Genomic DNA, 11,728 nt, shown 5'->3' on the forward strand with positions numbered 1-11,728 from the left:
TAGGCCGCGGAAGGCCGCGACGGGCAGCGATCGACGACGGTTGCCCGAATGCGACCCGGCGTCGCGGATCAATCTGGTATGCGCCGATGAGGTGACACCTCACTCCTCCTCAGGTGGAGTGACAGCTACCGCTCGCGCTGCGTCAGGACCCTGCTCCAGCAGCACCGCGAAGCCATCATCGTCCAACACGGGGACCTTCAACTGCATGGCCTTGTCGTACTTCGAACCAGGGTTGTCGCCCACCACTACGAATCCGGTCTTCTTCGAAACGGAACCGGTCACCTTCGCTCCGAGGTTCTGGAGGGCCTCTTTCGCGCCATCTCTGGTGTGTGACTGAAGTGTGCCCGTTACGACGACGGTGACGCCTTCCAGCGGCCGCGGGCCCTCTTCACCCGTTTGCTCCTCCTCCATTCGGACGCCCGCGGCCCGCCAGCTCTCGATGATCTGCTGGTGCCACTCCTCGGCGAACCACTGCTTCAGCGAGGCGGCGATCGTGGCCCCGACACCGTCGACGGCGGCCAGCTCCGTCTCGTCCGCCTCCCGGATGCGGTCGATCGAGCGGAACTCCCGCGCCAGCGCCTCGGCCGCCACCGGGCCCACATGCCGGATCGACAGACCGGTGATGATCCGGGCCAGCGGGCGCTGCTTGGCCGCCTGGATGTTCTCCAGCATGGCCAGGGCGTTCTTCTTCGGCTCGCCCTTCTGGTTGGCGAAGAAGGTGACGACCTTCTCCTCGCCGGTCTTCGGGTCCCGCTTGGGCAGACCGGAATCGGGGTCGAGGACATAGGACTTGATGGGCAGCAGCTGTTCGATGGAAAGGCCGAAAAGATCGCCCTCGTCCTTCAGCGGCGGCTCCGCGGGCTCCAGCGGCTGGCTGAGTGCCGTCGCCGCGACATAGCCGAAGTTCTCGATGTCCAGACATTTGCGGCCGGCCAGGTAGAACAGCCGCTCACGGATCTGGGCGGGGCAGGCGCGGGCATTGGGGCACCGCAGGTCGATATCGCCTTCCTTGGCGGGCTGCAGCGCCGTCCCGCACTCGGGGCACTCGGCCGGCATCACGAACTCCCGCTCACCGCCGTCCCGCAGATCGACGACCGGTCCCAGGATCTCCGGGATGACATCGCCGGCCTTGCGGATCACGACGGTGTCCCCGATCAGCACCCCCTTGGCCTTGACCACGTCCTGGTTGTGCAGGGTGGCGAACTCCACCTCGGACCCCGCCACCGTCACCGGCTCGACCACGGCATACGGCGTGACCCGTCCCGTACGGCCGACGCCGACGCGGATGTCGACCAGCTTGGTGTTGACCTCCTCCGGCGGGTACTTCCAGGCGATCGCCCAGCGCGGCGCCCGCGAGGTCGAGCCCAGCCGCCCCTGGAGCCGGATCTCGTCCAGCTTGACGACCACGCCGTCGATCTCGTGCTCGACGGCCGTACGGCGGGTCTCGGCGTCGCCGTAATGGTCGATGAACTCCCGTACGGACTCCAGGGAGTCGACGACCCTGTTGTGCGTGGCCGTCGGCAGGCCCCACTCCTTGAGCAGGTCGTAGGCCTCCGACAGCCGGTCGATCTCCAGGCCGTCGCGGGCACCGATGCCATGGACGACCATGTGCAGCGGGCGGCTGGCGGTGATCTTGGGGTCCTTCTGGCGCAGCGAACCGGCCGCGGCGTTACGGGGGTTGGCGAACGGCGGTTTGCCGTCGGCCACCAGCCGCTCGTTGAGCGCGAGGAACTTCTCCATCGGGAAGAAGACCTCCCCGCGCACCTCGACCAGATCCGGGATCGTGTCGCCCTTCAGGCGGTGCGGGATCTCGGCGATCGTACGGACGTTGGGGGTGATGTCCTCGCCCGTACGGCCGTCGCCGCGGGTGGCGGCGCGGGTCAGCCGGCCCTGCTCATAGGTGAGGTTGACGGCGAGACCGTCGACCTTCAGCTCGCACAGGAAGTGATACCCCGCGCTCTTGGGATCGCCGCCCAGCTCACCGGCGATCCGCTCGGCCCAGCCCGCCAACTCCTCGTTGTCGAAGGCGTTGTCGAGCGAGAGCATCCGTTCGCGGTGCTCGACCTCGGTGAACTCCGTGGCGTAGGCCCCGGCGACCTTCTGGGTCGGGGAATCGGGGGTGCGCAGCTCGGGGTGCTCGTTCTCCAGGGCCTCCAGGGAGCGCAGCAGCTTGTCGAACTCCGCGTCGCTGACGACCGGGGCGTCCTTCACGTAATACCGGAAGCGGTGCTCCTCGATCTGCTCAGCGAGCTGCGCGTGCTCCTCCCGCGCCGCGGCGGGCACCTTGGATTCCGCTGCGTGCTGTTCGCCAGCCACCGTCTTGTCCTCCCGTGGTCCTTGAGTGCGGTCACTCAGGGTTGTCTGCGAGTGATCTCGCCGCCCGGACGCAGTGGGCGAGAGCAGAGCGGGCATAAGCGGGCGAAGCGCCCGCCAGACCGCACGACGGAGTGATGACCACGGACTCGCTCAGAGTCCCCGGCGCCAGCCCCAGCCTGCGCCACAGCGTCCTGACACCCATGACGCTACCGGCAGGGTCTGACAATCGGCTGTCCACGCCCGGCACCACGCCCGCGAACAGCGTCGTCCCGCCCTCGACGGCCTCCCCGATCGTCTCCTCCTCACGCTCGGTGAGCAGCGAGAAATCGAACGAGACGCCCGTGACACCGGCCCGCCGCAGCAGCCCGAAGGGCACCTCGGGCGCGCACGAGTGGACGACCACGGGGCCGCCCTCCGCCACTGCGACAAGATCACGCAGCGCGCCCTCGACGACCGCCCGGTCCACCGCCCGGTGGGTGCGGTAGCCGCTCGCCGTCTTCACCCGCCCCTGGAGCACCGCCGTCAACGACGGCTCGTCGAGCTGCAGCACGACCCGGGCGCCGGGGATCCGCCGCCGTACGTCCGCGAGATGGCCGCGCAGCCCCTCCGCCAGGGACGCCGCAAGATCCCGGCAGGCACCGGGGTCACCGACGGCCGCCTCGCCGTTGCGCAGCTCCAGGGCGGCGGCCAGGGTCCACGGGCCGACCGCGGAGACCTTCAGCGGGCCCTCGTACCCCTGGGTGAACTCCTCCAGGGCGTCGAGATCCTCCCCGAGCCAGGAGTGCGCCCGCCGGGTGTCCCGGCCCGGCCGGTCGCTGATCCGCCAGCCGCTGGGCTCCACATGGCCGTAGACCTCGACCAGCATCCCGAGGGTCCGGCCGATCATGTCGGCACCGGGCCCGCGGGCAGGGAGCTCCGGCAGATACGGGAAGGTCTCCAGCGATCCGGTGACGGTCTTGGCCGCCTCCCGCGCGTCACCGCCCGGCATCGATCCGATCCCGGTCGCCGCGCCCGCGGTCCACTTCTGCGTGCTGTTCTCGCTCACTCAGGCAGGGTATGCGCCGGTGGGCGGGGCAGGGTGCGGCAGGTGTGCGGGGCAGGGTGCTGCGGTGGGTGTGCGTGCGTGAGGTGGCGCGGAACGCCGCGGTCCGCCCCGCCCGCGAGCGTACGGCGGTCACGCTCCGGTGCGTACGCCCGCCACACCAGGCGGGGTACGGCCCGCACGCCGGGCCGTGGACGCCGCTGATGCCCGGGGGCGTATGCCCGCCCGCCTCACGCCCGGGTGCGTATGCCCGCCCGCCTCACGCCCGATACGGATGCCCATCCGCCTCACGCCCGAGCGCGGATGCCCATCCGGCCGACCACCGCCGCGACGGCCAGTGCGCCCGCCGTCAGGGCGAAGGCGAAGGCCGCGCCCTGGTAGCCGTCGCCCGCCCCCGTCAGGACCGCGCCCATACCGGCGATGCCCACCAGGGAGCCGATCTGGCGGTTGGCATTGAGGGTGGCGCTGCCGATATCGGTGTGCTCGCGGCCCGCGGCCGCCATCAGGACCCCGGTCAGCGCCGGGGAGCTGACCCCGCCGCCGATGTTGGTGAGCGCGAGCACCACCGCGAGCGCCCAATACGGCAGGCCGGGCGCGAGGATCAGGAACAGCAGGACATAGCCCGCGGCGGAGAGCGCCAGAGAGGCGGTGAGCGCCGTCCGGTTGCCGATCCGCGGGCCGAACCGGGCGTAGAGCATGTTGCCGAACGGGAGGACCAGCACGGCCGGGAGCATCTGCAGCCCCGCCGTCACCGGGCTCGCCCCGCGCGCGGTCTGGAGGAAGAGGCCGAGGACGAACAGCGCCCCGTAGAACGCGAAGTTGAAGAGGAAGCCGACCGCATTGGCCGCGGCGAAGCTGCGGTCCGCGAAGAGCGAGACCGGCAGGATCGGGGCGCGGACGGCCCGTTCACGGACGAGGAAGCCGGCCAGCGCGACCGCCGCGACCGCGAACGCCCCCAGGACGACCGGTGCGGACCAGCCCCTGTCGGGCCCCTCGATGAGCGCGTAACTCAGCGCCCCGAGGGCCAGCAGGCCCAGGACATGGCCACTGCCGCCGAGCGCCGAGCCGCGGGCCGGGACCGCCGCGATCACCCGACGGGTGAGCAGCAACCCGGCAAGGCCGATGGGGAGGTTGACGAGGAAGATGCTGCGCCAGCCGAGCGTGCCGACCAGGAGGCCGCCGACGGTCGGCGCCAGCCCTACGGAGGTGGAGACGATCGCCGACCAGATGCCGAGGATCTTCGCCCGGCGCGCCGGTTCGGGGAAGGCGTGCATCAGCAGCGACAGCGAGCTGGGCATGAACAGCGCCGCGCCCACTCCCTGGACGAAGCGGGCCGCCACCAGGACCGCCCCGTTCGGCGCGACGGCGCCCAGCAGGGACGCGGCGGTGAACACGGCGAGCCCGACGAGATAGATCCGCCGGGCGCCGAACCGCTTCGCCAGCGATCCGGCGAGCAGCAGCAGCGCGGCGAAGGCGAGGACATAGCCGTCGACGACCCAGGTGAGGCCGGACATGGTCAGTCCGAGCCGGGCCCGCAGATCGTTCGCGGCGACGTTCATGATGCCGGTGTCCAGGCTCGCCATCACGAACCCTAAGGCCAGGACGAGGAGTTGGACGCCGCCGCGGGACCGGCCCGGAGGGGAAGCGGGCGCCTGCGCCTGGCCCTCACCCTGCCCCTGCCCCTGGGTGGCCGTCCCGGCCTCGTGCGCCGTCGCGTGCGGCGCAGCTTTCTCAGTGATCATTGTTTTAGTTAAAGCTGTAGCTATCCATGGGGGCAATAGTTACAGCTATAACTTTACTGAACGCATACGAACGGAACGCATACGAAACCGCCGGGGCCCCGGGATGCAGTGTGCATCCCGGGGCCCCGGCGGCGCGTTGCTCCCGCGAGCGGATCAGTCGCCCCGCCCCAGCGCCTTCAGCAGGTCATCGCGCAACGCTGCCCGCTCCTCGCGCGAAAGATGATCGAGCGGCGAGGCCGTACCCATCCGCCGCAGCAGATCGAGCCGCAACTCCCGGCCCGCATCGGTGAGTACGAGCTGCTTGGCCCGCCCGTCCAGAGGATGCGGCCGGCGCACGACCATGCCCTGCTTCTCCAGCTTGGAGATGACATAGGTGACATTCGGCGGCTCACAGCACAGCACCGCGGCCAGCTCCCGCGCCGTCTTCGGCTCGCCGAGCTCCTCCAGCGCCTTGGCCTGCGTCGGCGTCAGATCGAGCTCGGCGATCCGGCTGCGCTGATGGGCGTCGAGCCGACGGCTCAGCTCCGTCACGAGCCCCCGGATCTCCCGGAACCCGCACCCCGCCGCCGCGGTCGACTTCGCTTCAATGGTCACTCATGCAGCGTACGTCGCCGCGGCGAAAGCAGCAGCGCCCGTACGGAAGCTGTGGAAAACCGCCAAAGAGGCAGCCCGGGCCTCAGCGTCCGGGCCGCACCGACACATCGTTGATCTCCGCGTCCCGCGGCAGATCGATGGCCGTGAGGATGGCCGTCGCGACCGACTCCGGGTCGATCCAGCGGGACGGGTCGTACTCCTTGCCCTCCTGGCGGTGGGTGCTCTCCTGCATCGGCGTGGCCGTACGCCCCGGATAGACCGAGGTGACCCGGACGCCATTGTCGTGCTCCTCCGCCCGCAGCGAGTCGGCCAGCGCCTTCAGACCGTGCTTGCTCGCCGCGTACGCACCCCACTGGGCACGCGCGCTCAGCCCGGCACCGGAGTTCACGAAGACGACATGCCCCTGGGCGACCCGCACCAGCGGCAGCAACAGACGGGTGAGCTCGGCGGGCGCGACCAGGTTGGCGGCGAGCTGCCGCTGCCAGGCCTTGGCCGGCAGATCGGCGACCGCGCCCAGCTCGATCACGCCCGCACTGTGCAGGAGGGAGTCGATACGGTCCGGCAGCGGCTGCTGCCCGAAGGCCCACGACAGCTTCTCGGGGTTGGCGAGATCACCCACGAGCGTACGGGCGCCGGGGAACTCCGCGGCCAGCTCCTTCGCCCGGACCGCGTTGCGCGCCAGCAGCCACAGGTCCTCCCCGCGGTCCGCGAGCCGCCGTGCGACCGCCGCTCCGATGCCCGATCCTGCGCCCGTGATCAAGTGCGTACCCATGGGGCCGATCCTAACGAGCGGGACGGCCGGACGCGGGGCGCGGCGGCTCAGGCCTGGAAGCCCGCCTTCTCCTCCAGGTAGGCCAGCGCACCGACGCCGTCCGCCGCGAAGAAGACCAGCTCGGTGAGGGGAAGCGGCAGGAAGCCCTCCGCCTCCATCCGCTCGAACTGCTCCTTCAATCCGTCGTAGAAACCAGCGGTGTTGAGCAGCACCACCGGCTTGCTGTGCATCCCGTGCTTGCGCAGCTCCAGGATCTCGGTGGCCTCGTCCAGGGTGCCCGTGCCGCCGACCATGACGACGACGGCATCGGCACGCACCAGCATCTGCGCCTTCCGCTCGGCGAGGTCCTTGGTGACGACCATCTCATCGGCGCCTTCGCGCGCCTTGTGCGCCAGGAACTCCACGGAGACGCCGATCAGCTTCCCGCCGGCCTCCTGCACCCCGTCGGCCATGACCTTCATCAGGCCGGCGTCCGAACCGCCCCAGACCAGCGCATGCCCGCCCCGGCCGATCAGCTCGGCGAACTCACGGGCAGGGGTGACATAGCGGTCGTCGAGATCGGCGGCGGAGCAGAAAACACAGATATTCATGCGGTCACCATACGATCGGCCGGCCGGGCGGTCCGGTGCGGACCGCCCGGCCGGCCACGGCCTCCGGCTAGATCAGCCCCTGATCCAGCATCGCCTCCGCGACCCGCTCGAAGCCGGCGATGTTGGCGCCGGCGACATAGTCGCCCGGCAGCCCGAAGCGTTCCGCGGTCTCGTAGCAGCGGTGGTGGATCCCGCGCATGATGGCCGCGAGCTCGCCCTCGGTGCGCTCGAAGGCCCAGGCCTCGCGCGCGGAGTTCTGCCGCATCTCCAGCGCGCTGGTCGCCACACCGCCCGCGTTGGCGGCCTTACCGGGGCCGAAGGCCACACCGGCCGACTTGAGGAGCGTCACCGCCTCCGGTGTGGTCGGCATGTTGGCGCCCTCGGAGACCACCTTGACGCCGTTGCGGACCAGGATCCGGGCAGCGTCCGCGTCCAGCTCGTTCTGGGTCGCCGACGGCAGCGCCACATCGCACGCGACATCCCACACCCGCCCACCGGGTACGTATGTGGCCGACACTCCCCGCCGCGTGGCGTACTCGCTGATCCGGCCGCGCTCGACCTCCTTGATCTGCCGCAGCAGGTCCAGATCGATGCCCTTCTCGTCGACGACATAGCCGCCGGAGTCCGAGCAGGTCAGCACGTTGGCGCCGAGCGCCTGTGCCTTCTGGATGGTGTAGATCGCGACATTGCCGGACCCGGAGACCACCACCTGCTGCCCGTCCAGCTCCTCACCGCGCTGCTTGAGCATCTCCTCGGTGAAGAGGACGTTGCCGTAACCGGTGGCCTCCGTACGGGCCTTGGAGCCGCCCCAGGCCAGCCCCTTGCCGGTGAGCACACCGGCCTCCCAGCGATTGGTGATCCGCCGGTACTGGCCGAAGAGAAAACCGATCTCCCGGCCGCCGACGCCGATATCGCCGGCCGGTACGTCCGTGTGCTCGCCGAGATGACGGTGCAGCTCCGTCATGAACGACTGGCAGAATCGCATGACTTCGGCGTCCGACTTGCCGTGCGGATCGAAATCACTGCCGCCCTTACCGCCGCCGATGTTCAGCCCGGTAAGAGAATTCTTGAAGATTTGTTCGAAGCCGAGGAACTTCACGATCCCCAGGTTCACGGACGAGTGGAAACGCAGACCGCCCTTGTACGGGCCGAGCGCGCTGTTGAATTCCACCCGGAAACCGCGGTTGATGTGAATCGCCCCGGAATCGTCCTGCCAGGGGACCCGGAACATGATCTGCCGTTCCGGCTCACAGATCCGCTCCAGGATCTTCGCCTCCGCGAACTCCGGACGGGCCGCCAGCACCGGGGCCAGCGTCTCCAGCACCTCCAGTGCCGCCTGGTGGAACTCGGGCTCCCCGGGATTCCGCCGGACCAGCTCGGCGTACAGGGCTGCCGCCGGCCCGGCCGTATGAATACCGGGCTTGACCTCAGATTGAACAGTCGACATTGACTTCCGTTCCCTTCGTGGCCGCGGAAAGGCCGCCTGCGGTCCGGACCCTGACGAGTCCTCACAAGGCCTATAACTCCTTGCCAGTCCTTGTCGTCACCATTTCCCGGTCCGACTGCCGCCGGCGTTCCTTCGCTTTGCCGACCCTATTTGGCGGCACCCCGCTGATCGACTGTGGGATATACGACACGTCGTTCCCGTACGCAATCGCCCGACTCCTGCGTTCCGCCCTTCCCCGCCGCATGCCCGCAGGTCAGCGCACCGGTCACGGCTGCCGCGCACCGGTCGCCCGCACCGCACGCTGTGCGGGACCTCACAGTTGACCAGCCATTTTCCCGTCGTTGCGCACGACGCCTGTGCGCCGGCGCGCAACGCCCGGGTCTCCCGTCAGGGCACCCGAGTGGACCGCGACCTCGGCTTCGACCAGGACCTCGGCTCCGACCTCGGCCTTGACCATCTTCTCCATCGGGTCGGCGCAGCTGCCCCCGGCGATGAGCATCGCCGCCAGGACGGCCACCACGGTCAGTACCGTGCCCAGCCAGACCATGGTGTGGACCGGCACGGTGTAGGCACCGATGACCTTGATCACGCACTCGGTCAGCAGCGCCGTCCCCCATATCGCCGAGAACCGCCGCTCGGCCCGCCGGAACCGCTCCGATCCGGCCATCAGCCGGTCCCAGGCGGCGTTGCCGGCCGCGCTGCCCTTGGTGACCCACGGCTTGAGCCCCGCCGTCATCAGCGGCCGCTTCGTCCGCACGGAGAGGAGGATCGCGATCCCGACCACGCTGCTCACACCGCTGTCCTTGGCCATCATCAGCCGTGGATCACCGGCCACCGCGCTCAGCGCCAGGCCCACCGCATTGACGGCCAGCATCAGCAGTGCGAGGCCGTTGACGCTGCGGCTCCTGACCAGGTCCCACACCGTCCGCAGCGCCGGTACCACGCTGCTCCAGCCCAGTGCGGCCATCGTGCTGAAGCCGAAGCCGTCGCTGAGGACGTAATACAGGGCCACCGGAATGCCCGCGTCCACGATCAACGGCGTAAGGCTCTTCAGCAGCGGATTGCCGCGCTCCCCCTCGGCCACCGGCCTGCTCCGACTCACGGCGCACTCCCCCATGTTGCTGTGCACTGATGCTCTCCGCGCTGCTTTCCGCGCTGCGATCAGCTTGGTGCACAGCCGTGGCCGGCAACAGTTTCACCTGTCCCGGGATCGCCATGACATTTGTCAGTTCGGCGCGACGCCCGTTGTCCGTTCGGCGCGACGCCCCGTGGTGGCTCGCGCCTCCCCCGGAGCACCTCCGGGAGGCCCGGCTATGCCTCGGCGCGCACCGCCCGCTCCGTGGTGGCGATGGTGGCCGAACCGACCACGCGGGTGCCGTCGTAGAGGACGATCGCCTGGCCGGGGGCCACACCGCGGACGGGCTCGGTGAAGGACACCTGGAGCTCGGCGTCGCCGATCAGCTCGGCGGTGACCTCGGTCTCGCCGCCGTGGGCACGGAGCTGGGCCGTGTACGTCGCGGGACCGGCCGTCGGGGGACGGCCGCACCAGCGGGGGCGGATCGCGGTCAGCGCCATGACGTCGAGGGAGGCGGCGGGGCCGACGGTGACGGTGTTGTCGACCGGGGAGATGTCGAGGACATAGCGCGGCTTGCCGTCGGCGGCCGGGTGGCCGATGCGCAGGCCCTTGCGCTGGCCGATGGTGAAGCCGTACGCGCCCTCGTGCGTACCGAGGCGGTTGCCGGACTCGTCGACGATGTCGCCGGGAGCCGTGCCGAGCCGCTTGGCCAGGAAGCCCTGGGTGTCGCCGTCGGCGATGAAGCAGATGTCGTGGCTGTCCGGCTTCTTGGCGACGAACAGACCGCGGCGGGCGGCCTCTTCGCGGATCTCCGCCTTGGTGGTGAGGGTGTCGCCGAGCGGGAACATGGCGTGCGCGAGCTGGCGGTCGTCGAGGACGCCGAGGACGTACGACTGGTCCTTGGCCATGTCGGAGGCGCGGTGCAGCTCGCGGGTGCCGTCCTCGCGCAGGACGACCGTGGCGTAGTGGCCGGTGCAGACGGCGTCGAAGCCGAGTGCCAGGGCCTTGTCCAGGAGCGCGGCGAACTTGATCTTCTCGTTGCAGCGCAGGCAGGGGTTCGGGGTGCGCCCGGCCTCGTACTCCGCGATGAAGTCGTCGACGACGTCCTCACGGAAGCGTTCGGCGAGATCCCAGACGTAGAAGGGGATACCGATGACGTCGGCGGCGCGGCGGGCGTCGTGGGAGTCCTCGATCGTGCAGCAGCCGCGGGCGCCGGTGCGGAACGACTTCGGGTTCTCGGAGAGCGCGAGATGCACACCGGTCACGTCATGGCCGGCCTCGGCGGCGCGGGCGGCGGCAACGGCGGAGTCGACGCCGCCGGACATGGCGGCGAGTACGCGGAGGCGGCGGGGGGCGTCATCAGTCATAGCCAGTCCAGAGTAGACGGAACCGCCGACAGGGCCGAAAGCGTTATGCAGCGCATGGGGAAGAGGGACGGGGAGAAGGGCGGCGGCCAGGAGGCCACATCCGCCGTCACGCGGCGCCGGGCCTTGTGGATCGGGGGTGGTGGGGCGGTCGCCGCCGGGACCGCGGCGTTCGCGGGGCACGATGTGCTGGGGCAGTGGTGGTGGCGGCTGCCGGGGAACGACAAACCACGCAAGGCCGGCGCCGTCGATCACCGGGGTGCGCAGTGGGTCGCGGCGTCCCCGGAGAACTACCGGCGGGCGGACCGGCCGGCGGATTACGGGATCGACCGGGTGGTCATCCATGTCGTCCAGGGCAGCTATGCGACCGCGCTGGACGTCTTCCAGGACCCGGATCACGAGGCCGGCGCGCACTATGTCGTTCGCAAGGACGGGCATGTCGCGCAGCTGATCCGCGAGCTGGACGTGGCGTTCCACGCGGGCAACCGCGGCTACAACGAGCGGAGCATCGGGATCGAGCACGAGGGGTTCGTGGACCGCCCGGAGTCGTTCACGGATGCCATGTACGCGTCGTCGGCGCGGCTGACGGCGGGGATCTGCCGGCGGTACGGCTTCCCGGCCGACCGGGAGCACCTCGTGGGGCATGTGGAGGTGCCCGGAACGGATCACACCGATCCGGGGCCGCACTGGGACTGGGACCGCTATCTGCGGCTCGTCCGGGCCGAGCTGCGCAAGCCCGTACGGACGGGGGAGAGCCCGCCCGCACGGAAGACCTGAGGCGCACGG

Annotated in this window: 10 protein-coding genes; 1 reads left to right on the forward strand and 9 read right to left on the reverse strand. The window is 70.2% G+C overall.

Annotated features, from left to right (window positions below; genetic code table 11):
• Window positions 1–99: 99 nt before the first annotated feature.
• From ligA to mnmA, 9 genes are all read right to left on the reverse strand, one after another.
• A complete protein-coding gene (gene ligA, locus STRNI_RS13610; protein ID WP_159486035.1) occupies window positions 100–2,316 on the reverse strand; it encodes an NAD-dependent DNA ligase LigA in 2,217 nt (738 codons plus the stop codon).
• A 31-nt stretch (window positions 2,317–2,347) separates the two neighbouring features.
• The gene (locus STRNI_RS13615) at window positions 2,348–3,361 is read right to left on the reverse strand and encodes a methionine synthase (RefSeq protein ID WP_109892710.1); all 1,014 of its coding nucleotides are present in this window, start codon (window positions 3,359–3,361) and stop codon (window positions 2,348–2,350) included.
• Window positions 3,362–3,645: 284 nt separating this feature from the next.
• Window positions 3,646–5,100: an MFS transporter gene (locus STRNI_RS13620; protein ID WP_277411331.1), complete on the reverse strand. Its 1,455-nt coding sequence runs from the start codon at window positions 5,098–5,100 to the stop codon at window positions 3,646–3,648.
• A 153-nt stretch (window positions 5,101–5,253) separates the two neighbouring features.
• Entirely contained in the window at window positions 5,254–5,631 is a 378-nt protein-coding gene (locus tag STRNI_RS13625; RefSeq protein WP_093647177.1) for a MarR family winged helix-turn-helix transcriptional regulator, read from the reverse strand.
• A gap of 145 nt (window positions 5,632–5,776) precedes the next feature.
• A complete protein-coding gene (locus tag STRNI_RS13630) occupies window positions 5,777–6,466 on the reverse strand; it encodes an SDR family oxidoreductase (RefSeq protein ID WP_018087260.1) in 690 nt (229 codons plus the stop codon).
• 47 nt (window positions 6,467–6,513) lie between these two features.
• Window positions 6,514–7,056, reverse strand: coding sequence for an LOG family protein (locus STRNI_RS13635; protein ID WP_018087261.1), 543 nt, complete (start codon window positions 7,054–7,056; stop codon window positions 6,514–6,516).
• Between the two features lie 67 nt (window positions 7,057–7,123).
• Window positions 7,124–8,503, reverse strand: a complete 1,380-nt coding sequence (gene gdhA / locus STRNI_RS13640; protein WP_277411332.1) for an NADP-specific glutamate dehydrogenase — start codon at window positions 8,501–8,503, stop codon at window positions 7,124–7,126.
• Window positions 8,504–8,816: 313 nt separating this feature from the next.
• Window positions 8,817–9,605, reverse strand: a complete 789-nt coding sequence (locus tag STRNI_RS13645; protein ID WP_229837964.1) for a VC0807 family protein — start codon at window positions 9,603–9,605, stop codon at window positions 8,817–8,819.
• A gap of 209 nt (window positions 9,606–9,814) precedes the next feature.
• Window positions 9,815–10,945 (reverse strand): tRNA 2-thiouridine(34) synthase MnmA, encoded by a 1,131-nt coding sequence (mnmA, locus tag STRNI_RS13650; RefSeq protein ID WP_018087264.1) that lies wholly within the window; start codon window positions 10,943–10,945, stop codon window positions 9,815–9,817.
• A gap of 54 nt (window positions 10,946–10,999) precedes the next feature.
• Between mnmA and STRNI_RS13655 the strand changes: the two genes are divergently transcribed.
• Complete coding sequence (locus STRNI_RS13655) at window positions 11,000–11,719, forward strand: N-acetylmuramoyl-L-alanine amidase (protein WP_266444774.1); 720 nt, start codon at window positions 11,000–11,002, stop codon at window positions 11,717–11,719.
• Window positions 11,720–11,728 lie beyond the last annotated feature (9 nt).

Source organism: Streptomyces nigrescens (assembly GCF_027626975.1).
Classification (GTDB): domain Bacteria; phylum Actinomycetota; class Actinomycetes; order Streptomycetales; family Streptomycetaceae; genus Streptomyces; species Streptomyces nigrescens.

Excerpts from the sequence above, each read along its gene's own strand:
- STRNI_RS13620 (WP_277411331.1), bottom strand. The coding sequence starts at position 5,100 with ATGATCACTGAGAAAGCTGCGCCGCACGCGACGGCGCACGAGGCCGGG.
- STRNI_RS13630 (WP_018087260.1), bottom strand. The coding sequence starts at position 6,466 with ATGGGTACGCACTTGATCACGGGCGCAGGATCGGGCATCGGAGCGGCG.
- STRNI_RS13635 (WP_018087261.1), bottom strand. The coding sequence starts at position 7,056 with ATGAATATCTGTGTTTTCTGCTCCGCCGCCGATCTCGACGACCGCTAT.
- gdhA (WP_277411332.1), bottom strand. The coding sequence starts at position 8,503 with ATGTCGACTGTTCAATCTGAGGTCAAGCCCGGTATTCATACGGCCGGG.
- mnmA (WP_018087264.1), bottom strand. The coding sequence starts at position 10,945 with ATGACTGATGACGCCCCCCGCCGCCTCCGCGTACTCGCCGCCATGTCC.
- STRNI_RS13655 (WP_266444774.1), top strand. The coding sequence starts at position 11,000 with ATGGGGAAGAGGGACGGGGAGAAGGGCGGCGGCCAGGAGGCCACATCC.